Origin of the sequence: Pseudomonas lundensis (assembly GCF_015377145.2) — a bacterium.
GTDB classification, from domain to species: Bacteria; Pseudomonadota; Gammaproteobacteria; order Pseudomonadales; family Pseudomonadaceae; genus Aquipseudomonas; species Aquipseudomonas lundensis.
Genome location: NZ_CP062158.2, coordinates 938809 through 963863, shown reverse-complemented (window position 1 = coordinate 963863; position 25055 = coordinate 938809). Strand labels below are relative to the sequence as shown.

26 protein-coding genes and 1 other RNA gene are annotated in these 25055 nt (G+C 56.7%); 7 read left to right on the top strand and 20 right to left on the bottom strand.

The features are described from left to right. Nucleotides 1–4: 4 nt before the first annotated feature. The 9 genes from mraY to rsmI form a co-directional block, all read right to left on the bottom strand. Nucleotides 5–1087, bottom strand: coding sequence for a phospho-N-acetylmuramoyl-pentapeptide-transferase (mraY, locus tag IF654_RS04885; protein ID WP_047273782.1), 1083 nt, complete (start codon nt 1085–1087; stop codon nt 5–7). After that, on the bottom strand, nt 1087–2454 hold the full coding sequence (locus IF654_RS04880; RefSeq protein WP_169895664.1) for a UDP-N-acetylmuramoyl-tripeptide--D-alanyl-D-alanine ligase: 1368 nt from the start codon (nt 2452–2454) through the stop codon (nt 1087–1089). Before IF654_RS04880 ends, mraY begins: the two co-directional genes overlap by 1 nt. Continuing rightward, nucleotides 2447–3910 carry a UDP-N-acetylmuramoyl-L-alanyl-D-glutamate--2,6-diaminopimelate ligase gene (locus tag IF654_RS04875; RefSeq protein WP_047278900.1) on the bottom strand — a complete coding sequence of 488 codons (1464 nt, stop codon included), beginning with the start codon at nt 3908–3910 and terminating at the stop codon, nt 2447–2449. Before IF654_RS04875 ends, IF654_RS04880 begins: the two co-directional genes overlap by 8 nt. Then, entirely contained in the window at nt 3910–5652 is a 1743-nt protein-coding gene (locus IF654_RS04870; RefSeq protein ID WP_047273778.1) for a peptidoglycan D,D-transpeptidase FtsI family protein, read from the bottom strand. The genes IF654_RS04875 and IF654_RS04870 overlap by 1 nt, the downstream gene beginning before the upstream one ends. Beyond that, on the bottom strand, nt 5649–5942 hold the full coding sequence (gene ftsL / locus IF654_RS04865) for a cell division protein FtsL (RefSeq protein ID WP_019823808.1): 294 nt from the start codon (nt 5940–5942) through the stop codon (nt 5649–5651). The genes IF654_RS04870 and ftsL overlap by 4 nt, the downstream gene beginning before the upstream one ends. After that, nucleotides 5939–6886, bottom strand: a complete 948-nt coding sequence (gene rsmH / locus IF654_RS04860) for a 16S rRNA (cytosine(1402)-N(4))-methyltransferase RsmH (protein WP_047273775.1) — start codon at nt 6884–6886, stop codon at nt 5939–5941. The genes ftsL and rsmH overlap by 4 nt, the downstream gene beginning before the upstream one ends. After that, nucleotides 6883–7338, bottom strand: coding sequence for a division/cell wall cluster transcriptional repressor MraZ (gene mraZ, locus IF654_RS04855; RefSeq protein WP_047273774.1), 456 nt, complete (start codon nt 7336–7338; stop codon nt 6883–6885). Before mraZ ends, rsmH begins: the two co-directional genes overlap by 4 nt. Before the next feature lie 356 nt (nt 7339–7694). Then, an RNA gene (gene rnpB, locus IF654_RS04850) (RNase P RNA component class A) lies at nt 7695–8048 on the bottom strand. A 140-nt stretch (nt 8049–8188) separates the two neighbouring features. Then, the gene (gene rsmI / locus IF654_RS04845) at nt 8189–9061 is read right to left on the bottom strand and encodes a 16S rRNA (cytidine(1402)-2'-O)-methyltransferase (RefSeq protein ID WP_047273773.1); all 873 of its coding nucleotides are present in this window, start codon (nt 9059–9061) and stop codon (nt 8189–8191) included. 218 nt (nt 9062–9279) lie between these two features. Here rsmI and IF654_RS04840 point away from each other — a divergent pair, with 218 nt between their 5' ends. From IF654_RS04840 to IF654_RS04825, 4 genes are all read left to right on the top strand, one after another. Beyond that, a complete protein-coding gene (locus IF654_RS04840; protein WP_094987415.1) occupies nt 9280–11052 on the top strand; it encodes a penicillin-binding protein activator in 1773 nt (590 codons plus the stop codon). Next, nucleotides 11052–11414 (top strand): YraN family protein, encoded by a 363-nt coding sequence (locus IF654_RS04835; RefSeq protein WP_047273771.1) that lies wholly within the window; start codon nt 11052–11054, stop codon nt 11412–11414. Before IF654_RS04840 ends, IF654_RS04835 begins: the two co-directional genes overlap by 1 nt. A 138-nt stretch (nt 11415–11552) precedes the next feature. After that, the gene (locus IF654_RS04830) at nt 11553–12146 is read left to right on the top strand and encodes a phosphoheptose isomerase (protein ID WP_047273770.1); all 594 of its coding nucleotides are present in this window, start codon (nt 11553–11555) and stop codon (nt 12144–12146) included. Continuing rightward, nucleotides 12143–12724, top strand: a complete 582-nt coding sequence (locus IF654_RS04825) for a BON domain-containing protein (RefSeq protein WP_194862716.1) — start codon at nt 12143–12145, stop codon at nt 12722–12724. Before IF654_RS04830 ends, IF654_RS04825 begins: the two co-directional genes overlap by 4 nt. A 120-nt stretch (nt 12725–12844) precedes the next feature. Here IF654_RS04825 and IF654_RS04820 read toward each other — a convergent pair whose 3' ends face one another. The 7 genes from IF654_RS04820 to rplM all read right to left on the bottom strand — a co-directional run bounded on the left by IF654_RS04820 (nt 12845) and on the right by rplM (nt 17756). After that, entirely contained in the window at nt 12845–13258 is a 414-nt protein-coding gene (locus IF654_RS04820) for a ClpXP protease specificity-enhancing factor (protein ID WP_047273768.1), read from the bottom strand. A gap of 17 nt (nt 13259–13275) precedes the next feature. Continuing rightward, nucleotides 13276–13893, bottom strand: a complete 618-nt coding sequence (locus IF654_RS04815) for a glutathione S-transferase N-terminal domain-containing protein (protein ID WP_016779514.1) — start codon at nt 13891–13893, stop codon at nt 13276–13278. A 184-nt stretch (nt 13894–14077) separates the two neighbouring features. Then, the gene (locus IF654_RS04810) at nt 14078–14857 is read right to left on the bottom strand and encodes a cytochrome c1 (RefSeq protein WP_047273767.1); all 780 of its coding nucleotides are present in this window, start codon (nt 14855–14857) and stop codon (nt 14078–14080) included. Next, entirely contained in the window at nt 14857–16068 is a 1212-nt protein-coding gene (locus IF654_RS04805) for a cytochrome b (RefSeq protein WP_047273766.1), read from the bottom strand. The genes IF654_RS04810 and IF654_RS04805 overlap by 1 nt, the downstream gene beginning before the upstream one ends. Next, complete coding sequence (petA, locus tag IF654_RS04800) at nt 16068–16667, bottom strand: ubiquinol-cytochrome c reductase iron-sulfur subunit (protein ID WP_194862717.1); 600 nt, start codon at nt 16665–16667, stop codon at nt 16068–16070. The genes IF654_RS04805 and petA overlap by 1 nt, the downstream gene beginning before the upstream one ends. A 253-nt stretch (nt 16668–16920) precedes the next feature. Then, nucleotides 16921–17313, bottom strand: a complete 393-nt coding sequence (rpsI, locus tag IF654_RS04795; protein ID WP_047273763.1) for a 30S ribosomal protein S9 — start codon at nt 17311–17313, stop codon at nt 16921–16923. A gap of 14 nt (nt 17314–17327) precedes the next feature. Then, nucleotides 17328–17756 carry a 50S ribosomal protein L13 gene (gene rplM / locus IF654_RS04790; protein ID WP_047273761.1) on the bottom strand — a complete coding sequence of 143 codons (429 nt, stop codon included), beginning with the start codon at nt 17754–17756 and terminating at the stop codon, nt 17328–17330. 246 nt (nt 17757–18002) lie between these two features. On the opposite strand from rplM, the gene IF654_RS04785 reads away from it, so the two are divergent. Then, the gene (locus IF654_RS04785) at nt 18003–19043 is read left to right on the top strand and encodes an NADP(H)-dependent aldo-keto reductase (protein WP_047273759.1); all 1041 of its coding nucleotides are present in this window, start codon (nt 18003–18005) and stop codon (nt 19041–19043) included. A gap of 286 nt (nt 19044–19329) precedes the next feature. Then, nucleotides 19330–20250 carry a GlxA family transcriptional regulator gene (locus IF654_RS04780; RefSeq protein WP_169836400.1) on the top strand — a complete coding sequence of 307 codons (921 nt, stop codon included), beginning with the start codon at nt 19330–19332 and terminating at the stop codon, nt 20248–20250. Between the two features lie 70 nt (nt 20251–20320). Here the strand turns inward: IF654_RS04780 and zapE are convergent, their stop codons facing one another. From zapE to IF654_RS04765, 3 genes are all read right to left on the bottom strand, one after another. After that, complete coding sequence (gene zapE / locus IF654_RS04775; RefSeq protein WP_194862718.1) at nt 20321–21415, bottom strand: cell division protein ZapE; 1095 nt, start codon at nt 21413–21415, stop codon at nt 20321–20323. A gap of 91 nt (nt 21416–21506) precedes the next feature. Continuing rightward, nucleotides 21507–22862: a tryptophan--tRNA ligase gene (locus tag IF654_RS04770; protein ID WP_047278916.1), complete on the bottom strand. Its 1356-nt coding sequence runs from the start codon at nt 22860–22862 to the stop codon at nt 21507–21509. Between the two features lie 24 nt (nt 22863–22886). Further along, on the bottom strand, nt 22887–23522 hold the full coding sequence (locus IF654_RS04765; RefSeq protein ID WP_194862719.1) for an alpha/beta hydrolase: 636 nt from the start codon (nt 23520–23522) through the stop codon (nt 22887–22889). A 139-nt stretch (nt 23523–23661) separates the two neighbouring features. On the opposite strand from IF654_RS04765, the gene IF654_RS04760 reads away from it, so the two are divergent. Continuing rightward, nucleotides 23662–24096 carry a Z-ring associated ZapG family protein gene (locus IF654_RS04760; protein ID WP_047273751.1) on the top strand — a complete coding sequence of 145 codons (435 nt, stop codon included), beginning with the start codon at nt 23662–23664 and terminating at the stop codon, nt 24094–24096. Between the two features lie 154 nt (nt 24097–24250). Here the strand turns inward: IF654_RS04760 and IF654_RS04755 are convergent, their stop codons facing one another. Beyond that, nucleotides 24251–24967, bottom strand: coding sequence for a YiaD family glycine zipper/OmpA-like lipoprotein (locus IF654_RS04755; protein WP_047273749.1), 717 nt, complete (start codon nt 24965–24967; stop codon nt 24251–24253). Between the last annotated feature and the right edge of the window lie 88 nt (nt 24968–25055).

Here is a 25055-nt window from a genome sequence, read left to right as displayed (position 1 = left end):
GGTTCTACCTCAGCTTCAATGTGGCAAGGCCGATCAACACAAGAATCACGGTGATGATCCAGAAACGGACGATCACACGCGGCTCGGGCCAGCCCTTGAGTTCAAAGTGGTGGTGAATGGGCGCCATACGGAACACACGCTTGCCGGTCAGCTTGAAAGACGCGACCTGGATCACCACGGAAAGGGTCTCCATCACGAACACGCCCCCCATGATGAACAGCACGATTTCCTGACGCACGATGACCGCGATGGTGCCCAACGCGGCGCCCAGCGCCAGCGCGCCGACGTCGCCCATGAAGACTTGGGCCGGGTATGTGTTGAACCACAGAAACCCAAGACCGGCGCCGATCAACGCGCCGCAGAAGACGATCAATTCGCCGGCACCCGGCACGTAAGGGATCAGCAGGTAGTCGGCAAACTTCACGTTGCCCGACAGGTAGCAGAAGATGCCCAGCGCCCCACCCACCATCACGGTCGGCATGATTGCCAGGCCATCGAGGCCGTCAGTCAGGTTGACTGCGTTGCTTGAGCCCACAATCACGAAGTAGGTCAGCACCACGAAGCCAATGCCCAACGGAATGCTGGCATCTTTGAGGATCGGCAGGATCAGGGTGGTTTCGACCGCGCTCGGTGCTGTCATGTACAGGAAGATCGCGGCGCCCAGGCCGAACACCGATTGCCAGAAATACTTCCAGCGGCTCGGAAGGCCGCGGGAGTTTTTCTCGATCACTTTGCGGTAGTCATCGACCCAGCCGATGGCACCGAACAGCAGGGTGACCAGCATCACCACCCACACATAACGGTTGCTCAGGTCTGCCCACAGCAGGGTGCTGATGGTAATGGCGGACAGAATCAACGCGCCGCCCATGGTGGGGGTGCCGGATTTTGACAAGTGCGATTGCGGACCGTCGTTACGTACAGATTGGCCGATTTGACGGTTTTGCAGGGTGCGGATCATCCACGGCCCGAGGCACAGTGACAAAGACAGCGCGGTCAGTACCCCGAGAATTCCCCGCAGGGACAAGTACTGGAAGACCGCGAAGCCCTTGTAGAACTGTTGCAGATACTCCGCTAGCAGCAGCAGCATTAATGTTTCTCCCCGCTGGAACCGCACAGCGCCGCAACGACGTTTTCCATCGCAGCGCTACGCGAGCCCTTGATCAAAATAGTGGTGTTTGTTTCGTGCTCAGCGCGAAGCGCCTTGATCAGGTCAGCCTGATTGGCGAAGTGACGAGCCTGGTGTCCAAATGCAGCGACGGCATGAGCCATCATCGGCCCCACCGCATAGAGCGCTGAAACCTTGTCGGCGGCATAAGCGCCTACTTCACGATGTCCTTGCTCCGCCCACTCACCCAGCTCGCCAATATCTCCGAGCACCAGGACGGTGCGGCCGGAAAAGGCGGCGAGTATATCAACGGCAGCGCACATTGAGGTGGGGTTTGCGTTGTAAGTGTCATCAATAATTCGTAGTCCGGACGGGGTCAGTTGAGCCACAGCCCGCCCCTTGACCGGTTGCACCGCGTTCAAGCCAGAAACGATGCCAAACAGCGAGACGCCCAGCGCATGAGCTGCCGCCGCTGCGGCCAGAGCATTGGCCACGTTATGACTGCCCAACAGGTTGAGCTGAACGTGTTCCACGCCCGCCGGGCTGTGCAACATAAACGCCGGGCAACCCCGTGCATCACGGGTCAATTGGCTGGCATGAAAATCCGCTTGAACATTGCTCAGGGCGAATGTCAGGACCTTGCGCTCACCGGCACGGGCCTTCCAGATACCAAATGCCTTGTCATCCAGATTGAGCACAGCAACGCCGTCAGCCGCCAGCCCTTCGATGATTTCCCCTTTGGCTTCGACGATTTTTTCCGGGCCGCCAAATTCACCGACATGCGCAGTGCCTGCGTTGTTCAGCACCGCCACGTGCGGGCGCGTGAGACCGACGGTGTACGCGATTTCACCCAGACGCGACGCGCCCAGCTCAATCACGGCGGCTGTATGCTCGGGCGCCAGCTCCATGAGGGTCAATGGCACGCCGAGGTCGTTATTCAAATTACCCTTGGTTGCCAACACGGGACCGCGCGTGCGCAGGATGCATGCGAGCATTTCCTTGACCGTGGTTTTGCCACTGGAACCTGTAATCGCAGCCACCGGCTTGTCATAGCTAGCACGATTCAGCGCCCCCAGTTGGCCCAACGCAACGCGGGTGTCTTTGACGATCAATTGGGGCAAGGCCGACTCAGGCACTTCCCGCTCGACCAGCGCGGCAACAGCGCCCTTGGCCGCCACTTCGTTCAAGTAGTCATGCCCGTCAAAACGCGGGCCTGTCAGGGCAATGAACAATTGCCCCTTGGTAATCGCACGGCTGTCGATGCTGACACCCTTAAAGGTTGCATCCGCGTTAAGCAGATGCCCCGCGAGGGCTGTGCTGACTTCGCTCAACAACAAAGGCTTAAGCATGGTCGGCCTCCCAGGCGAGCAAGGCATTTTCGGCTTCGACCAGATCGGAGAAAGCATGGCGTTCGCCGTTGATTTCCTGATAGTCCTCGTGCCCTTTACCCGCCAGCACGATTACGTCATCTGCATTGGCGCGGGCAATGATCTGCGCAATGGCTTTGCCACGCCCGGCAACGAAGGTGACGTTGGAGTCGTCGGCAAAACCGGTGCGGATATCAGCGAAAATCTGCGCAGGGTCTTCCGTACGCGGGTTGTCGTCGGTGACCAGAACGGTGTCAGCCAAACGCTCTACCACCTCAGCCATCAGCGGGCGCTTACCGCGATCGCGATCACCGCCGCAGCCAAACAGGCACTGCAATTGGCCTTTGGCATGAGGACGCAGGGCCAGCAGAACTTTTTCCAGCGCGTCAGGGGTATGCGCGTAATCAACCACTACCAACGGCTTGGAACCGCCGCCCAAACGCTGCATGCGACCGACCGGACCTTCTAGCTTTGGCAGCACGTTTAAAATTTCATCCAGCGGGTAATCCAGCCCCATCAAGGCACCAATGGCGGCCAATACGTTGCTCAAGTTAAAACGACCGAGCAAGGCACTGCGCAGCAGGTGCTCACCTTGAGCCGTTCTCACGGTGGCACGCACACCGTCATCGTCAAACGTTGCGTCGAAACAATACAAAGAGGCGCTGCTGTCTTCGAGGCTATAGCTGATCAGGCGGGAGTCGGGCTGTTCAGCGGCAAGCTCGCGACCAAACGCATCATCCAGATTCAGTACCCGGCAGCGCAGGGTCGGCCATGCAAACAGCCGGGCCTTGGCCTGCGCATACGCCTGCATCGTGCCGTGGTAGTCCAGATGATCGCGCGACAGGTTAGTGAGGACTGCCACATCAAATGCCAATGCACTGACCCGCCCCTGATCCAGACCATGGGAGGAGACTTCCATTGCCACCGCTTTCGCGCCGGCTTTTTTCAGGTCCGCCAGCATGGCCTGCACGGCAATCGGATCGGGCGTGGTGTGGCGTCCGCTCTGCAGCGCGCCATAAAAGCCGGTGCCTAACGTACCGACGATGCCGCAGTGCTGGCCTAACAAATCAAGCGCTTGCGCCACCAGTTGTGTAACGCTGGTTTTACCATTGGTGCCAGTGACACCCACCAGATTGAGGTGATGGCTCGGCTCGCCATAAAAGCGCCCGGCGATGTCCGACAACTGCGCAGCAAGGCCTTTGACCGGAATTAAAGGCACGGAGGTGATGGGCAGTACGGAAGCGCCATCCACTTCATAAGCAACAGCGGCCGCGCCTCGGGTCAAGGCATCAGCGATGTGTTCGCGACCATCGAGCTTGCCGCCCGGCACGGCAAGGAACAGGTCGCCCGCACGCACGTTACGGCTATCAAGGGTCAACTCGCGGATCAACAAATCGTGACCGGCGTGAGGAAATATTTTGTTCAGGCTCAAGGACATTAGCCGCGCCCTCCTTTGGCTGCCGCAGCGGCCGCCGCTGCTTGTTGCTCTGCCGCAGTCGGCAGGTTATCGGGCGTGACGTTCATCAGGCGCAGGGTGCCGGACATTACCTTGCTGAATACCGGCGCCGATACCAGACCACCGAAGTAACCGGCTTTGCTCGGCTCGTCGATCACCACCACGATGGCGTAACGCGGGTCATTCATTGGGCCGAAGCCTGCAAACAACGAGCGATAGGAGTTCACGGCGTAGCCTTTGACGCCGCCAGACGAAGTCTTGCGCGCCGTCCCTGATTTGCCGCCCACATGGTAAGCCGGCACTTTGGCACGCCACACACCACGGGGGTTTTCGATCACTTCCTGCAGCATGCCCTGCACTGTTTTTGCAACTTGTTCAGGCATCACTTGGGTGGACTGAACCGGTTTGTCGGTTTTAAGCAGTGTCAGGGGCGCCAGTTTGCCGTTGTTGGCCAGTGCCGAGAACGCATGCACCAGCTGAATCGCTGTCACCGACACACCGTAGCCATAAGACAGCGTGGCGGTTTCGGCTTTGCGCCATTCGCGGTAGTTCGGCAGGTTGCCTACACGCTCGCCGGGAAAGCCGAGCCCGGTGTCTTGCCCCAGGCCCATTTTCGCCATCTGACGGAAAATCGCCTCACCGCCGATATCGAACGCAACTTTACTCATGCCCACGTTACTGGAGTTGATCAGGATGCCCGTCAGGTCGAGAATCGGCCCTTCGGTACGCGATACGTCACGAATGGTGTATTTGCCGAGCTGCAACGTACCGGGATAAACCTCAACCTTGTCGGTCGGTTTCCAGCGACCGGTTTCCAGCGCAGCACTCATGGAAATCGGCTTCACCGTCGAACCCGGCTCGAACACGTCGATCATGGCGCGGTTACGCATCATTGCCGGTTGCAGGTTGCGGCGATTGTTCGGGTTGTACGTAGGCTGATTGACCATGGCCAGAATCTCGCCGGTTTTTACGTCCATGATCACAAGGCTGCCTGCCTTGGCACCGTTTTCGACCAGCGCGTTGCGCAGCTCCCGGTTAGCCAGGTATTGGAGGCGCAGGTCAATCGACAACGCCAAGGTCTTCCCTGCCTTGGCGTTTTTGGTCACTTGCACGTCTTTGATCAGTCGCCCGCGTCGGTCCTTGATGACCTGACGCTTGCCCGCCACGCCCGCCAGCCACTCGTCGTAAGCCAGTTCAACGCCTTCCCGGCCTTTATCGTCGATATCTGTAAAGCCGACCATGTGGGCTGTCACTTCACCCGCCGGGTAGAAGCGACGGAACTCTTCAATGCCATAAACACCTGGCACCTTCAGATCGAGAACGGCCTGGCCCTGCTCCGGGGTCAAGCCGCGCACCAGGTAGATAAATTCTTTGTTGGCTTGCTGCTCAAGACGCGCCGTCAGGACCTTTGGGTCCTGGCCCAACGCATGGGCCAGAGCCGGCCAGCGATCTTTGGCAACCTGCATTTCCTTGGCGTTGGCCCACAAGGTGGTTACAGGTGTACTGACCGCCAACGGCTCGCCATTGCGGTCGGTAATCAGGCCACGGTGAGCAGGAATCGGAATATGGCGAACGCTGCGCGCATCGCCCTGACCTTTAAGGAAGTCATGGTCGATCACTTGCAGATAGACGATCTGGCAAGCGATCGCGCCTACCAGCAGTGCCAGCAAAGCCAGCACCAAGCGAAAACGCCACGGGAAGAGTGCGCCTTCGAGTTTGATCATGGCGCCACCATCCGAACTTCTGCTGCGCCAGGAATGCGCATCTTCAGCTGTTCGCTGGCCAGGGTTTCAATACGGCTGTGGGCCGTCCACGTGCTTTGCTCAAGGATCAGACGACCCCATTCGGCCTGCGCTTTATCACGCACACTCAATTCGCCGTACAGGGTGTTGAGCAGTTGACGGTTCCAGTGCGCACTGTATGAAACGCCGACAGCCGAAACCAGCACGCCAATAAACAACAGCAGCATGAAGAAGCTTCCGCCGGGAAGTGGCTTGGCAAAGAGCTTGTTCAACGAAGCTTCTCCGCAACGCGCATGACAGCACTGCGTGAGCGCGGGTTGGCTTTTAGCTCTGCATCGGAGGCCGTCAGGGCCTTGCCATGAATTTTGATTTTAGGAATAAAAGCAACGTGCTGAATGGGCAGGTCGCGAGGCAGGTTGTCTGACTCGCCCTTGACCAGCTTGCGCATGAACTGCTTGACGATGCGGTCTTCCAGGGAGTGGAAACTGATGACGACCAGACGGCCGCCGATTTCCAGTGATTCCAGAGCGGCCTCAAGGCCCGCTTCCAGATCACCCAGTTCGTTATTGACGTGAATGCGCAAGCCCTGGAACGTGCGGGTTGCCGGGTTCTTGCCCTTTTCCCACGCGGGGTTAGCCACTTTCAGGACTTCAGCAAGATCAGCCGTGCGCTCGAACGGCTTGCTTTCACGCCGATCGACCACTGCACCCGCCATACGCCAGGCGTGACGCTCTTCGCCATATTCTTTGAAAACGCGGGCTATTTCTTCACGGGTCGCCGTGTTCACGAATTCGGCAGCGCTTACACCTTGCGAAGGGTCCATACGCATATCCAGCGGACCGTCGTTCATGAAGCTGAAACCGCGCTGCGGGTCATCGAGTTGAGGCGAGGACACACCCAAATCCAGCAAAACGCCGCTGACTTTGCCAGCCAGCCCACGCTCAGCCACCTCAGCGCCCATCTCGGCAAAGCTGCGCTGCACAATGACAAAGCGGCCGTCTTCGGCCGCCAGCGCTTGCCCTGTGGCAATCGCTTGTGGATCTTTATCAAACCCGAGCAGGCGCCCCTGCGGACCGAGCTTCTGGAGTATCAAACGGCTATGTCCGCCGCGACCGAAGGTGCCATCCAGATAGCATCCATCAGGACGTACGGCGAGAGCCTCTACGGCTTCGTCGAGCAGTACGGTGATGTGGTTGAAGCCGCTATCTATAGTCACAGAATTAAATCACGCAGTTCGTCAGGCATCGCGCCCGGTTGTTGAATAGCTGCAAGGTCAGCGGCAGAAACAGCTTCCCAGGCATCCTCGTCCCACAGTTGAAACTTGTTCAGCTGGCCCACCAACATCGCGCGCTTTTCCAACTTGGCATATTCACGCAAGCGCGGCGGCACCAGAAAACGACCACTGCCATCGAGCTCAAGGTCGACGGCATTACCAATCAGCAAGCGTTGCAGTCGGCGGTTCTCTTCACGCAACGAAGGCAATGCCCGCAGCTTGGTTTCAATCAATTCCCACTCATCGAGCGGGTACACACATAAGCAGGGATCTACCGCATCAATGGTCACAATCAGTTGCCCGGAGCTACGCGAAATCAACTCGTCACGGTACCGGCTCGGCATTGCGAGACGGCCCTTTGCATCGAGACTGATTGCATTGGCTCCACGAAACACGGCTGCGTTTCTCCAAATATTAGCGTTTTACGTCTAGAAAACCCACTTTATGCCACTTTTCGCCACTTGCGCACACTATAGGAATGCGCCCACCACACCGTCAAGGCGCGACCCGAAGGAAAACCCTTACAGAACTGAGATTTAGGTGGGTAAATAGACGTACAGCAGCAAGGCGAAGGAATATTTGACGAGTGATAGCCAATGAACTCAAAGCTCTGGACTTCAAACTTAAAGTAGTTTGTTAAGACTAAGAACTTTTTGTCATTACTTCGTGAAATTTTCGTGTGTTTGAAGCGAGGGGGTTAGAGCGGGTCTTCAATATTGCCAACTGCTCGCAGTGCAAGCAGGAAAAAAAGGTGGAGAGTCGATCTGTAAGCCGGGTTCTGTCGTGAACAGTCATTCGTCTACGATGGCCATCACTGGACATCTTTAGCAACCTACCCGGTTCCAGCGCGGGCCACGCCTTGGAACCCTATTTGGTCTTGCTCCAAGTGGGGTTTACCTAGCCACGAACTGTTGCCAGACGTGCGGTGCGCTCTTACCGCACCTTTTCACCCTTACCGGCGCCGAAGCGCTTAGGCGGTTATTTTCTGTGGCACTTTCCGTAGGCTCACGCCTCCCAGGCATTACCTGGCACTTCGCCCTATGGAGCCCGGACTTTCCTCCCCCCCCTAATTTTCATAGAAGGCAGCGACTGTCCAATCGACTCTCCGCCGCGAAGATTAACGGCACAAAGCGTATAGGACAAGCTTTAAAAGCCGTAAAAGGCGCACAACCACCGATCAGAAAACGGCCCGCGCGCCGGCAAAACATCAAAAACACGCTATGGCCGACCTAACACACCGGGCTTTCAATTCACTTTTTGTTTCTCAAGTGCCACTTGATACAGCACGTTCTTGCGCTCACCGGTAATTTCAGCGGCCAACGCTGCCGCACGTTTGAGGGGCATTTCCTTGAGTAAGAGATCAAGAATACGCATGGCTTCGCTGCTGATTGCCTCTTCGCTTTCAGGGGCGGTCCAACCAGCCACCAACACGACACACTCTCCGCGCTGTTGATTGCTGTCACTTTCGACGAACTCACGCAGCTCAGCCAATGGCAAACCCTTGAGCGTCTCGAAGGTCTTGGTCAGTTCCCGGGCCAACAACGCCGGACGATCCGGACCAAACACCAGTTCCATATCTTGCAGACACTCAAGAATGCGATGTGGCGCTTCATAAAAGATCAAGGTCCGCGGTTCTTCTTTAAGCCGTTCAAGTCGCGTCCGACGGCCAACCGCCTTGGCTGGCAGGAAGCCTTCGAAGATGAAGCGATCAGAAGGCAGCCCGGCAGCCGATAAAGCCGCAATCAGGGCGCAGGCTCCTGGCACGGGGACGACAGGAATGCCTGCAGCACGCGCCTGGCGAACGAGGTGATAGCCCGGATCAGAAATCAACGGCGTTCCGGCATCCGAGATCAGCGCGACGTCTTCGCCTGCCAGCAACCGCTGAATGAAGCGACTGCCTTCATCGCGCTCGTTGTGTTCGTGACACGCACCCAGCGGCGTCGAAATACCGAAATGCTGCATCAGCCGTAGCGAATGGCGCGTGTCTTCCGCTGCAATTAGCGAGACATCACGCAATACTTTGAGCGCCCGCGCACTGATATCGTCCAGGTTACCGATGGGCGTGGCCACCACATAAAGTGAGCCAACAACGGAATTCACAACACCTGGAGCAGTCAAAACGCACACCTCAAAAGAGTTAAAGGCGCCATTGTAGCGCGTAGAGCCGTGCCCGCAGCACCTTTGAGGCGTGACAGAAAAGACATATACGGAAAAGATTGTCCGCCACAGACGCCTGAAGTCATCTAAATTTAGGCTTTATGGTCTGTAACATCGCACCCCGGCCAGCGCTTGGGTACACTTCGCCCCCTTATTTGATCGAGTATCAGGAACACTACATGATCGCTTGCCTGCGGCTGTTCACTGCCCTCTGCCTCGCTGCCTTGTTGGCGGCTTGTTCCAGCTCGCCCTCCTCTAGCCTTGGCGAACTTCCCCGTACGCCTGATGCCAGCCTTGAGCAGTTGCTCCAGCAGGCAGCAGAGAGCCAAAACCCGGAACAGGCTGCGTTGCTGAGACTGTCTGCCGCCGACCTGGCTTATAAACAGCATAATTTTGATCGAGCCCAGCAGATCCTGGCGCAGGTTACGCTGGAGCAACTCAAACCTGCCCAGCAAGTATTTGCCAGCACACTGTCTGCCGAGCTGGCCATGAGCCGCAATCAAACCAAAGAAGCGCTGGTCGCCCTGAGCCATCCAAGCGTCGCGCGACTCAATGAAATGCCTGCCGATTTGCAGGTACGCAGCCACACCGTCCACGCCCGCGCACTGGAAGCGGACGGCCAGACACTGGCAGCAGCTCGCGAACGCGCGGCAATGAGCCAACTGCTGACCGGTGATGCCGCCAACAGCAACAACGATGCAATTTGGTCACTGGTGGCAGCACTGCCGGTCGATCAACTGCAAACCCAAAGCAACGACGTGCTGGGTGGCTGGATGTCACTTGCCCGCGCCGTTAAAAGCGCAGGCACACTGGCAGACCAGCAAAACGCAATCGATCAATGGCGCGCTCAAAACCCGGCGCACCCTGCAGCCATCCAACTTCCGACCCCGCTGGTCAAGCTCAAAGAACTGGCCAACCAACCCTTGAGCAAAATCGCCCTGCTGCTGCCTCAGGAAGGGCAACTGGCTTCGGTAAGCAAGGCATTGCGCGACGGTTTCGTGGCGGCCCACTACCAGGCCCAGCAAGCCGGTCAGAACCCGCCCGAGATTCTGTTCTATGACAGCTCGCGCATTGGCTCACTCGACAGTTTCTACAGCAAAGCCCAGGCTGACGGCGTTCAACTGGTCGTCGGCCCGCTGGAGAAGCCACTGGTCAAACAACTGAGTGCGCGTTCACAACTTCCTATTACCACCCTCGCACTCAATTACAGCGAGGCGTCGCAAACACCACCGCAACTCTTCCAATTTGGCCTGGCCGCTGAAGATGAGGCCCGTGAGGTTGCACGTCGCGCCCGGGCAGACGGCCTGACACGCGCAGGCGCCATGGTGCCGCAAGGTGAGTGGGGCAACCGCGTACTCAAAGCTTTCCGTCAAGAATGGGAAGCCAATGGCGGCACCATCGTTGGAGTCGAGCACATCGACAAGCCTGTCGCACTGGCCCAGCAAGTGGCTGACCTGGTGCAACTGCGCAAAAGTGGCAACTCAAGCGATCCTTCCCGCCGTCAGGACATGGAATTCATTTTCCTGGCCGCCACCCCGCAACAGGCACAGCAGATCAAACCTACGCTCAACTACCAATATGCAGGCGACCTGCCTGTGTACGCCACGTCTCACGTCTTCAGCGCCAGTGGCGATCAGAACCAATACAACGACATGAATGGCATCCGCTTTTGCGAAACACCCTGGCTGCTGAACCCGTCCAACCCTTTGCGTCAGCAAGTAGCTGCCCAATGGCCGCAAGCAGGCGGCAGTTTGGGCCGGCTGTATGCAATGGGCGTTGACGCCTATCGCCTGACACCCAGCCTGGGTCAGTTGAAAGCATTACCAGACAGCCGCATTGACGGCCTGTCAGGCAGTCTGAGCATGAGCCAGAGCCAACGAATCGAGCGCCAACTGCCTTGGGCTGAATTCGTCAATGGCCAGGTTCAAAATCTGCCAGACACTCAACACTGATGCCCCAGCGCTCACGCCAACAAACAGGCAAAGATGCCGAGCGCCTGGCGCAACGGCATCTTGAGCAGCACGGATTACGCTTGCTGGCCCACAATTGGCTATGCAAGCGCGGGGAGCTGGATCTGGTCATGCTCGACGGCGATACAGTAGTATTCGTCGAAGTTCGTTACCGGCAACATGCGCAGTGGGGCGGAGCCTTGGCCAGCATCGATGCGCGCAAGCGACAAAAGTTGATACTGGCCGCTCAAACCTTTTTGCAGCAAGAATCCCGGTGGGCCAATAACCCTTGCAGGTTTGACGTTATTGCCATCGACAGCTCGACACCCGACATGAACTGGCTACGCAACGCCTTCGACAGCTGAAGGGCTGGCGGGCCGATTCAAAAACCCTTTATTCAACGATTTTGCTTTGCTTGGCAGGCTGTACATTTTTTGTACCGGGAAGTCACTCAGGAATACCTGGATTACGCCCGAACTGCCGCCCTACTTAAGGTCACATAGATGGACATGCAATCCCGGATTCGCCTGCTTTTTCAGGCCAGTATCGATACCAAGCAGCAGGCAATGGAAGTGCTTGCACCGCACATCGAACAAGCCAGCCAGGTGATGGTTAATGCCCTGCTAAACGAAGGCAAAATGCTGTCATGCGGCAATGGTGGTTCGGCGGGCGATGCTCAGCACTTCTCATCCGAACTGCTCAACCGTTTCGAGCGCGAACGTCCGAGCCTGCCCGCTATCGCATTGACAACTGACAGCTCGACCCTCACCTCAATCGCCAATGACTACAGCTTCAACGAGATTTTCTCCAAGCAGATACGCGCCTTGGGCCAACCGGGCGACGTACTGCTGGCAATCTCCACAAGCGGCAACTCGGCCAACATCATTCAGGCCATTCAGGCCGCGCACGACCGTGAAATGACGGTCGTGGCCCTGACCGGTCGTGATGGCGGCGGCATGGCCTCGCTGTTGCTGCCCGAAGACGTTGAGATCCGCGTGCCCTCTCTGGTCACCGCACGCATCCAAGAAGTCCACCTGCTGGCGATCCACTGCTTGTGCGATCTGATCGACAGCCAACTGTTCGGGAGTGAAGAATGACTTTTAATCGCCTTGGCTTAGTAGCCCTGACCTTATGCCTGGGTTTGACTGCCAGCTGCAGCTCGGTGCTGACGGCGACCCGCGACAAACCTATTGAAGATGATCGCGGCACGCGCACCTTCGGCAGCAAGATCGACGATTCATTGATCGAAACCAAAGTGGCGGTGAATATCGCGAAAGCCAATCCTGACCTGGATAACGGCTCACACATCGTTGTCACCAGCTACAACGGCATCGTTCTGCTGGCCGGGCAAACCCCACGCGCCGATCTCAAGGCGCAAGCCGAACAGGCAGCCGCCGCTGTTCAGCGCGTTAAAAAGGTCAACAACGAACTGCAGGTCATGGCCCCCTCTTCGATCCTGGCCCGCAATAACGACGCCTGGCTAACGACCAAGATCAAATCGCAAATGCTGACTGATGGCGCGATCCCCGGCTCCAGAATCAAAGTCGTCACCGAAAATGGCATTGTTTATCTGCTGGGCCTGGTAACCAAACAGGAGGCCACCCGCGCCACAAACCTGGTTCAAGGCGTATCCGGCGTGCAAAAAATCGTCAAACTGTTTGAATACATCGACTGATCCAACCCGAACGCTGGTGCCGAGCCACAAAGCAGATGACGGATCGGCACACGTTCGACAGGCAAGACCCTGAAAATCAACACGCACAAAAAAGGCGACCTCGTGAGGTCGCCTTTTTTATTACTTCACCACTTTCAGACTTGGCCGACCGCTAGGACGCGGAGGCTCGCTGCCCGGAGGCGGCAAATCGTCATCCGGTTCGATCTCGTCATCAGCCTCAAGAGCTTCTTCCAGATCAAACACCATGCCTTGGCCATTCTCACGGGCGTAGATCCCCAGAATGGCTGAAATTGGCACGTACAGCGTGTGAGGCACACCCCCGAACCGCGCTTCGAAACTGACCGCTTCGTTATCCATGTGCAGATTACGCACAGCGGCAGGCGCAACGTTCAACACGATTTGCCCTTCACTGGCAAAACCCTGAGGGACTTGCACCTTCGGGTATTCGGAATTTACCAACATGTGCGGCGTGCAGTCGTTATCAACAATCCACTCATAGAGCGCACGCACCAGATAAGGTCGACTTGAATTCATCAAGGGCTCCTAAAGCCTTAGCGCATGTCGCGTTCGACACCAGACAAGCTTGCCTGGAAAGCCTCACGCGCAAACTGGCGCTCCATATAATCAAGCAGCGGCTTGGCAGGCCGCGGCAGTTCAATACCCAAAACAGGCAAACGCCAGAGTATCGGCAATAGACAGCAGTCGACCAGACTTTGCTCGTCACTGAGGAAAAAAGGTTTGTCAGCAAATAACGCAGACACGCCCGTCAAGCTCTCGCGCAGCTCTTTACGCGCCTGTACACGCGCAGGCTCTTTGGTGCGCGAATCCAGAATCAGGTCCACCAAGGCGCACCAGTCACGCTGGATACGATGGATCAGCAGACGGCTGTTGGCACGTGCGACCGGATAGACCGGCAGCAAAGGCGGATGCGGATAACGCTCATCCAGGTATTCCATCACTACAGTCGATTCCCACAACGCAAGGTCACGATCGACCAAGGTTGGCAAACTGCCGTATGGGTTCACTTCGATCAGTTTTGGCGGTTGACGACCCGCCTCCACACTAATGATCTCGGCGCTGACACCTTTCTCGGCGAGCACAATGCGCACTCGATGGGAATAGTGGTCGGCGGGGTCGGAGTAACAGGCCAACCGATTGGTCACGCCCATGGCGGTCCTCCTCGCTTGTTGAAATGATCAGAAGCAGAAAAACGAAAGCGCCCGAGGTGCGTCTCCAGTAACTGCATGATGATGGCACACACGATCAAACGACCTTGTGTACCACAACCAGCCCAGCTACCTGTTCAGAGACACCCTCGGGCGCACACGTTAAACAGCAATGCGTGTAACGATATCAGTGCACGTCTTTCCAGTACTCACGCTTGAGCAAATAAGCGAATACAAAGAAGAACGCCAGATAGAGCAGAACGTACGTGCCGATGCGCTGATGCTCCAGCTTCACCGGGTTGGCCGAATAGGCCAGGAAGGTCACGAGGTTCTTGATCTTCTCGTCGAACTGCTCTTCAGTCAGCGTGCCGGTTTTTGGCAGTACTGTCAGCTGGTCGCACGCTTCGTGTGTCAAAGGCGTGCCGGTGAGCGGATCATACTGCTTCTTGCCGTCTTCGACGATCTGAACTTGCTTGCAGCCAATCACCTGACGCCCTTGAAGCGGCGCCAGAACGTTTGGCATGCCCACGTTCGGGAAGACCTTGTTGTTCACACCCCAAGGGCGCGACGGGTCTTCATAGAACGAGCGCAAGTAGCTGTAGAGCCAGTCAGTACCACGTACACGCGCCACCAGGGTCAGATCGGGTGGTGCCGCGCCGAACCAGGCCTTGGCATCTTCAGGCTTCATGCCGATGTCCATGTGATCACCGATCTTGGCACCGGTCATCACCAGGTTTTCGAGCATGACGTCGTGAGGAATGCCCAGGTCGTCAGCAACCCGCTCATAGCGCTGGAACTTGGCACTGTGACAGCCCATGCAGTAGTTGGCGAACGTACGTGCGCCGTCCTGCATGGCAGCCTTGTCAGACACATCAATGTCGACTTTGTCGAGCTGAACACCCTGCTCCGCAGCGAAAGACAGTGCAGGCATAACAGCAAGCATCAATACAGCAAATAGCTTTTTCATCAGCCAGTCACCCTTTCCGGAACCGGTTTGGTCTTCTCAAGCCTGGTGTAGAACGGCATCAAAATGAAGTAGGCGAAGTACAGGAAGGTACACACCTGCGACAGCAACGTGCGGCCCGGGGTCGGCGCCAATACGCCCAACACACCCAGAATCACGAAAGAGATGCAGAATACCCACAGCCAAATTTTGCTCATCCAGCCTTTGTAGCGCATGGATTTGACAGGGCTACGGTCCAGCCATGGCAACACGAACAGCACCGCGATCGCTGCACCCATGGCAATAACGCCCATGAGCTTGTCAGGGATGGCACGCAAAATCGCGTAGAACGGAGTGAAGTACCAGACAGGTGCAATATGTTCCGGTGTTTTAAAGGCGTTCGCTTGTTCGAAGTTCGGCTTTTCGAGGAAATAACCACCCATTTCCGGGAAGAAGAACACGATCGAGCAGAAGACAAACAGGAACACCACTACACCGACAATGTCTTTGACCGTGTAGTACGGATGGAAAGGAATGCCGTCCAGCGGGATGCCGTTTTCATCTTTGTGCTTCTTGATATCCACGCCATCCGGGTTGTTTGACCCGACTTCGTGCAAGGCAAGAATGTGCAGCACCACCAGCCCCAGAATCACGATAGGCAGAGCCACTACGTGCAAGGCAAAGAAACGGTTCAGGGTAATACCGGAGATCAGGTAGTCACCACGAATCCACTGAGTCAGGTCGTTACCGATGACCGGAATTGCACCAAACAGCGAGATGATCACCTGGGCGCCCCAGTAGGACATTTGTCCCCAAGGCAGCAGGTAACCCATGAAGGCTTCAGCCATCAGGGCCAGATAGATCATCATGCCGAACAGCCAGACCAGCTCACGCGGCTTCTGGTACGAACCGTAGAGCAGGCCACGGAACATGTGCAGATACACCACGATAAAGAACGCAGATGCCCCCGTAGAGTGCAGCAGGCGCAAGATCGAGCCATATTCAACGTCACGCATGATGTATTCGACAGAAGCGAATGCTTCTTCTGCCGACGGCGTGTAGCTCATGGTCAACCACACACCGGTTACGATCTGGTTAACCAGAACCAGTAACGCGAGCGAGCCGAAAAAGTAGAAGAAGTTGAAGTTCTTCGGTGCGTAATACTTGCTGAGATGGTCTTCCCACATCTTAGTGGCCGGGAAGCGTGCATCTACCCAATCCATGAACTTGCTCATTACGCGTTCTCCCCTTCGAGACCAACGACAATGATGTTGTCACTGCCCTCTACGTAGTAGTAAGGCGGCACTGGCAGGTTCAGTGGAGCAGGCTGTGCCTTGTAGACGCGACCGGCCAGGTCATAGTGCGAACCATGGCAAGGACAGAAATAACCACCCACCCAATCTTTACCCAGGTCGACAGGTGCGACTTCAGGACGGAACGTCGGCGAGCAACCCAAGTGCGTGCAAATACCGATCAACACCAGAATTTCCGGCTTGATGGAACGGTATTCATTTGTTGAGTTTGCAGGTTGGTCGGATTGTTTGGATTCCGGGTCAGCAAGCTGGCCGTCAATCTTTTTGAGATTCGCCAGAATCTCTTCAGTGCGGCGGACAATGAATACCGGCTGACCACGCCACTCAGCAATCATCTGCTGACCTGGCTCAACCTTAGCAATATTGACCTTCACCGGTGCGCCAGCGGCTTTCGCCTTGGCACTAGGGAACCACGACCCCACAAACGGGACTGCCGCCCCCACCGCTCCTGCAGCACCCACCACGGATGTGGCTGCTACGAGGAAGCGACGCCGGCCGACATTTACGCCGTCATTGCTCATTCAGTCCTCTCCCATCAGCTTTGTGGCCTGTTAAATCAGGCATCTACTAAGTAAAAATCTGAACTTATAAAAATTTTGCAGAATGGTAATGAAAAGCCCCTACTCTGACAAGGTAATTACCGATCTAGGTCGGCTACAAGCCTTGTAGTATAGGCATTTGCTGGATGTGGCAAGTTGTCACACGCATAAATCATCACCCATAAAAAACGCCCAGCTCCGAAGGAGACTGGGCGCTTTTGAACGAAGCTGCGAATTAACGCTTCGAGTACTGCGGACGCTTACGCGCTTTACGCAGACCGACTTTCTTACGTTCAACTTCACGAGCATCGCGAGTTACGAAGCCTGCTTTGCGCAGAGCGCCACGCAGAGTTTCGTCGTATTGCATCAGTGCGCGAGTGATACCGTGGCGGATTGCGCCAGCTTGACCACTTACACCACCGCCGATCACGGTAACGAAGATGTCGAATTTCTCAACAGTCTCAGTCAATTCCAGCGGCTGACGAACTACCATGCGGGCAGTTTCGCGACCGAAGAAATTATCCAGGGAGCGGTTGTTGATGGAGATGTTACCAGTACCCGGACGCAGGAAAACGCGTGCGGTTGCAGTCTTACGACGGCCAGTGCCGTAGTTTTGAGTCGCCGACATAATGAACTATTCCGTTAAAACTTCAGTTCTTGGGGCTGCTGAGCAGTATGAGGGTGAGCAGCGCCCGCATAGACTTTCAGCTTACGGTACATGTCGCGACCCAGCGGGTTTTTAGGCAGCATGCCTTTAACCGCGGTCTCGATCACGCGCTCAGGAGCTTTGGCGATCAGCTTTTCGAAGTTGATCGACTTAATCCCGCCCGGGAAACCGGAGTGAGAGTAGTACATTTTGTCAGAGGTTTTGGCACCAGTGACACGGATCTGCTCAGCATTGATAACAACGATGTAGTCACCGGTGTCAACGTGCGGAGTGTATTCCGGCTTGTGCTTGCCACGCAGACGGCTCGCGATCTCGGTGGCCAGACGACCCAGGGTCTGACCAGCAGCGTCGACGACAAACCAGTCGCGCTTTACTGTTTCTGGTTTAGCAGTAAAAGTTTTCATTCTTTATAGCCTCAGGGGCCGCCCTGTAAATTAGACGGCGGATCTTACTGAATAGTGCGTACTTTGACAAGTCAAAGGCAGCCGGGTACAGACGCTATCGGGGGCTCGGGTCAGCGCGTCCGTTCAACGGCAAGATTCTTCGGCAGGCGGCGCATCACTTCCACTGCAGAAAGAGGTCGGCAATTATCCAGATTGCGGAAAAAATTACAACCTGCTTTTATGATTCTTTCCCCCAAGGAGCTCCCTATGGACTACCGCCAGCTAGGCCGAACCGACCTGAATGTCAGCGCAATTGCCCTCGGAACCATGACCTGGGGCGAGCAGAACACCCAGGATGAAGCCTTCGCGCAGATTGAGTACGCAAAAAACGCAGGGATCAACTTCATCGACACCGCCGAAATGTACCCGGTGCCACCCAAGGCCGAGACCTACGCCACCACCGAGCGTTACATAGGCAACTGGTTCAAGGCCCGCGGCGATCGTGCCGACTGGATACTGGCCAGTAAAATCGCCGGCCCCGGCAATGGCATCGACTACATCCGCGATGGCCAGCTCAAACACAACCGCACCCATATCGTCCAGGCGCTGGATGCGAGCCTCAAACGCTTGCAAACCGACTGGATCGACCTCTACCAGCTGCATTGGCCCGAGCGCAGTACCAATTTCTTTGGCCAACTGGGCTATACGCACCATGCTGACGAGCAGTTCACTCCGCTTGAAGACACCCTCGAAGCCCTCGACGAGCAAGTAAAAGCGGGCAAAATCCGACACATCGGCCTGTCCAACGAAACCCCGTGGGCCACGATGAAATTCCTGCAACTGGCCGAAAGCCGGGGCTGGCCGCGAGCCGTTTCAATCCAGAACCCTTACAACCTGCTCAATCGCAGCTTTGAAGTCGGCCTGGCTGAAATCGCCATTCGCGAACAGTGCGGCCTGCTCGCCTACTCCCCGCTGGCGTTCGGGATGCTCTCCGGCAAGTACAACGCAGGCGCCCGCCCTCCAAAGGGGCGCCTGAGCCTCTACAGCCGCTTCTCGCGCTATTCCAACCCGCAAGCCGTGGCTGCCAGCGAGCGCTATGTGGCGCTGGCTCGTCAACACGGCCTGGATCCGGCGCAAATGGCCCTGGCTTATGTGACGCAACAGCCGTTCGTCACCAGCAATATCATTGGCGCAACCACGATGGCGCAACTTGAGAGCAATATCGACAGCATCAAAATAAAACTCTCGGACGAAGTACTGGCAGGTATCGAGGCCATTCACAAAGCGCAGCCAAACCCCGCGCCTTGACACCCGCCCCGTAGCGGCGGCTGGCGATGGCTTGCGCCGCCACCGGCAGCTGCTGCGTCGCTGGCCAGGTGACACGCGACTTGAACGGACGAAAGTCCACGTGGCGCAGGGCGGCTGCCATGAAACGGGAACAGACCCTAGACACACAGGATAAAAAATAAGACGATCCAGCCGTAAGTTGACCAATTTCACCTATAAGAATAATCAAATCATGTCTACTCATCTCACCGCGCCCTTGCGGCGCGTCAGCATATTGGCCATCGATCGGGTTTTTGCCTCGACACTGATGCAAGCCAAGGATTTCTTTCACCTCGCCAGCCTGCGTCACGGCAAACAGCTTGGCCAAGGCCTCAACGCCACCTTCGAAACACGGCTCGTCAGCCCGGACGGCCTGCCTGTCAGCAGTTTCAGTAATGTGATGCTTCCAGTGGACGGCAGCCTCGAAGACACAGACATCATCATCCTCCCCGCCTTTTGGGACGATTTCGACACACTGTGTGAGCGCTATCCGCAAATTTTGCCCTGGTTACGCGCACAACACGCACGCGGCGCCGTGCTCTGCGCAGAAGCCACCGGCGTGTTCTGGCTGGCAGAAGCCGGTTTGCTGGAGGGCAAGGAAGCGACAACCTACTGGCGATTTTTCAACAGCTTCGCCGAGCGCTTCCCGGGCGTTCATCTGAATCAAGACAAACACCTGACAGATGCTGACAATTTGTATTGCGCGGGAGGGCCGACCTCAGCCTGCGACCTTTACATTTACCTGATCGAACGCTTCTGTGGCGCCAATATTGCCCAGGCCGTCGCACGCGACATTCTGTATGAAGTGCAACGCAACTACGCCCCCGGCCGCATTGGGTTTGGCGGGCAGAAGCTGCATCAGGACGTGATCATTCTGCAAATCCAGCACTGGCTCGAAGAACACTTTGCCGACAAGTTCCGCTTCGAGGACGTGGCTCGCGAGCATGGCATGAGCATTCGCAATTTTATGCGGCGCTTCCAGCTGGCGACAGGCGACAAACCCTTGCATTACCTGCAACGCCTGCGCATAGAGACTGCCAAAGGGCTGCTTTCGGCCACCCGCAAAAGCATCAAGACCATCAGCTACGACGTGGGGTACGACGACGCCAGCTTCTTTGCGCGCTTGTTCCGGCAACACACCGAGCTGTCACCCAACCAATACCGCCAGCAATTTCAACAAGCCGCGTAGCCGGCCGCAACGCACATCGCCAAACAAAAAAAAGGCCTGCATCAGCAGGCCTTTCTCATGAAGTGCTCGACTAAGGCTTGTGCGCCCGCGTCAGGTATTCGTGGGATTGCATCTCCAGCAGACGACTCAGGGTGCGCTGGAATTCAAAATTCAGACGCCCGCCCTTGTACAAGTCCTTGAGCTCGACTTCAGCCGAAATGATCAGCTTGACGTTGCGGTCGTAAAACTCGTCGACCATGTTGATGAAACGGCGCGCAATGTCATCCGTTTTCACGTCCATCTGCTCAACGCCGCTGAGGATCACCGCATTGAAGATCTTGCCCAGTTCAATGTAATCGTTCTGGCTACGAGGGCCATCACACAGCTCGCGGAACTCAAACCAGGCCACGTCATCGCACGTACGCAAGGCGCGAATGGTGCGGTTCTCGATGATCAAGTCATCGTTTTCCACAGCACGGGTCGAGTTATGTGTGAGCGCTTTAAAGCTCTCGCGCAGAGACTTTTCCGACGCTTCATTGAGCGGAAAGTGAAACAGCTCAGCTTGTTCCAGATGGCGCAGGCGGTAGTCCACACCACTGTCAATGTTGACGATCTCGGTGTTCTGCTTGATCAGTGCAATGGCAGGCAAGAAGCGCGCGCGCTGCAAGCCGTCTTTGTACAACCCATCAGGCACGATGTTAGAAGTCGCAACCAGAGTGACACCGTTTTTGAACAGCTCTTCCATCAGCGTCCCGAGAATCATGGCGTCGGTAATGTCCGACACAAAGAACTCATCGAAACAAATCACCCGCGCCTCGTCGGCAAAACGCTTGGCAATGATGGTCAGCGGGTTTTTTTCGCCATTCAGGGTGCGCATTTCTTCATGCACACGCTTCATGAACCGGTGGAAGTGCGTACGAACCTTCTGCTTAAACGGCAGGGCATCAAAGAACGTATCAACCAGATAAGTCTTGCCCCGCCCTACGCCACCCCAGAAGTACAGGCCTTTGACCGGCGTCTGGTCCTTTTTGCCGAACAGCTTGCCGAACAGGCCCGGCTTGCTCTGCGAAGAGGCAACCAGATCGTCGTACAGACGCTGCAAATGGCGTACAGCGTTTTCCTGCGCGGCATCGTGGAAGAAGTCCGGGCGTTTCAGATCAGCTTGATATCGTTCTAGAGGCGTCATAATTCGTTAGCAAGGCAACAAAAACGGGCCGTCACTGTAGCGACGGCCCTGGGGAATGGCAATCGGACCTGAGGCGAATCGCCGCACTTTCTTAATCCTGTGCAGGCACCAGCGCCGCACGCAGGGTCTCGATGGCGGCATCACGGGCGACGCTGTCGGCGAATTCCGGGCTGTCCGCCACGCATTCTCCTGCCAGCCACACACTGAAACTCGAGTCCTGGGTGCGCACGTCCAGCGGCTCGCCGGATTGCAGTTGCTTGGTCACTTGCCCTGCCGCTTTACCATCGGCAAAGCGGCGCGACAGCAACAATTGCTCACCGTCGGTGGCCAGCAAGCGGAAGCGGAAGCTGCCGTCTTCGTCACGGAAGCTGACAAAGCGCGGGCCTTTGCTGGCTTTCTTCTTGGTCGCTGTCGTGGCCTGCGCCGCACTGACAAACGAACGCAGGCCGACGGCTTCGCGTAACTGCGCCAGGAAAGGCGTTGCAATGGAACGAGCCTTGCGAGCTCCGGCCAGCAGGATGTCTTCCATGTCGGATGGGCGCGACATCAATTCGTGATACCGCTCGCGAGCCTCGCCCAATTCGGCGTCCAACAGTTTGAACAGGCGCTCTTTGGCTTCACCCCAACCCAACCCCTGCAACAGCTCGCTGCGGAACTCTGCCGTCTGCGCGGGTGTGGAGAACGCCTGATACAGCGTGAACAAATGCGAGTTGTCCGGATCCTTGGCTTCGCCCGGCGCACGGGAGTCGGTCACGATGCGCGAGATGGCGTTTTTCATGTCTTTGGCGCTGGTGAACAACGGGATCGTGTTGTCGTAGCTTTTTGACATCTTGCGCCCATCAAGGCCGGGCAAGGTGGCAACGCTTTCTTCAATCAGCGCTTCAGGCATGGCGAAAAAATCGTTGCCGTTGCCAAACAGGTGATTGAAACGCTGGCCGATGTCACGGGCCATTTCAACGTGCTGGATCTGGTCGCGACCGACCGGCACCTTGTTGGCATTGAACATCAAAATATCGGCAGCCATCAGCACCGGATAGCTGTACAAGCCCATGCTGATACCGGCGTCCGGGTCTTCGCCGTTTTCCAGGTTTTTATCCACCGACGCCTTGTAGGCGTGGGCGCGGTTGAGCAGGCCTTTAGCCGCTACGCAGGTCAGCAGCCAGGTCAGCTCAGGAATCTCGGGGATGTCTGATTGACGGTAAAACGTCACGCGCTCGACATCCAGACCGGACGCCAGCCAGGTCGCCGCGATTTCCTGACGCGAGCGCTGGATGCGCTGCGGGTCATCGCATTTGATCAGCGCGTGATAGTCCGCCAAGAAGTAAAACGAGTCGGCGTTGCTGTCACGGCTGGCCACGATGGCCGGGCGAATTGCACCGGCATAGTTGCCCAGGTGCGGCGTACCGGTGGTGGTAATACCGGTGAGGATTCGAGTACGAGTGGTCATAGGTAATCGCTTATCAGACTGCAATCAATTCGAAAGGCGTGGCAGCACCAACTCTTTGAGTTCAGGCAGCTTGCCGTGAAAAAAGTGTCCGCATTCTGCCACTTTCAGCAGCTCATGGGGGCGCGAGAGGTCTTCGGACCAGTCGTAAACCAGTTGCGGATCGATCACTTCATCGGTTTGTGGCTGGATCACGGTCAATGCGCATTCGTGGGGCAACGCATCTTCGTCACGCAGACGCATCACCGCCGGTGCAATCATGAACACGTGTTCAAGGGCTTCGCCTTCGGCTTCAAGCCGGCCGCCCAAACTTGCAGCCACAAATCCGCCAAACGAAAAACCCAGCAACGTGATCGGCAGATCCGGGTGTTTGGCACGCAGCCAATGAGCCGCCGCCAACGCATCATCGACTTCGCCGGTGCCCATGTCATGGCAGCCTTCACTGGCGCCGGTGCCACGATAATTAAACCGCAAGGTAGTCAGACCAGCATCGCGGGCCGTGCGTTGAAGGGTTGAAACCACTTTATTCATCATCGTCCCACCCTGTACTGGGTTGGGATGGCACAGCAGCGCAAGGCCTTTTGCTTGGGGCTGATCGAGGTATAACGCTTCCAGATGGCCCACCGGGCCATCAATCAAAAGGGGGGTTTCGCGGGTAAGCAAGAAGGAACTCCGTGACCTCAAATTGGGTCGACTCGTCTAGCTGATAGATTCTGTCTGACATATTTGCGAGTGCATCGCGGTATACAGCGCAGGTCCGAGCCGTTAACGTAAAGCAAAGCCGTTTATAGAGGAAGGACTCGTGGAACACTCGCTCTTGATTTGGTTGTTGCCGACTCTAGCCTTGGTTGCAGGTGTCGCCATTGGTTTTCTGGTCGCTCGTCTGCTGCCCAATGCCGCGCCTAACCGCACGCAGCGCCAGCTAGATGACATCCAGGAACGTTTTGACAGTTATCAGAATGAAGTGGTCACCCACTTCAACAGCACCGCCAATCTGGTGAAGAAACTCACTCAGAGCTATCAGGATGTGCAAGACCATCTCGCCGAGGGCGCCAACCGTTTGGCTCTCGACGAGCAGACTCGCCAACGCCTGCTGGCCGCACTGCATTCCGAAGCGCCTCAGCCGCACCGCGAGCGCCTTACCCCGCCGCACAGCTCAGAGCCGCCATTGGACTACGCGCCGAAAACCCCGAACGCCCCCGGCATGCTCGACGAGCATTACGGCCTGAAGAAGTAATTCATCCGGTAAAGCGTTCACCAAAAAGCCCCGCGACCTGATAAAGATCGCGGGGCTTTTTGTTGTGCATCGGGCTGTGACTGCTGAAGGCTTGCATGGCAAACCGTCTCACAAAACCTGCACGCCCTCCGTCAAAAACGGCTAAAAGCGAGGCTTACGGGTATTGCTGAACCTGACCTTGTTGCTGGTAGTTCATGCCTGGAATCGGCGCCAAGGTGATCTGAACACGTCGGTTTTGAGCCCGGCCATCAGGGGTCGCATTGCTGGCAATCGGGTCCGCAGGACCTTTACCTGTGACAGACAAGTACTGGCCACTGACACCCTGAGACGTCAGATAAGTGGCAACGCTCTGCGCACGCTGCTGAGACAGCTGCATGTTGTAGTTGTAGTTACCGGTGCTGTCGGTGTAACCGACAATTTGAATCTGTTGCTGGTTATTGAGTTGCTTCAGCGAGTTGGCCAGGCTATTGAGCGGCTGGTAGAAGCTGGGCGAAATGTTCGCTGAGCTGGTCGCGAACGTAATATTGCCCGGCATGACCAAAGTGATGTTGTCACCCTGACGCTGAACTTCTACACCGGTGTTGGCCATACTGGCGCGCAGTGCAGCTTCTTGCTTGTCAGCGTAGTAGCCATAACCCGCGGCCCCCAGACCCGCAACGGCAGCGCCGATCAGTGCGCCCTTGCCACGGTTGTTGTGGTCAATGGCAGCCCCCGCCACTGCACCGGCCAACGCGCCCAGCCCGCCATACTTGGCCGTCTTGCTCATGCCCGTCGATGCCTGACCCTGATTGTCATACGGGTTGGGCGAGGCACAGCCCGCCAGCAAAGCAATGGCACTGGCGGCCACGATCAAACGACTTGAAATAAACATGGTGAAGCTCCTACTCAATACTTTCTGGGGGCAAAGGTCGTTGGCAATGGACCTCTGTGGGCGTTGGAACACAGCCAACGTTAAAAAT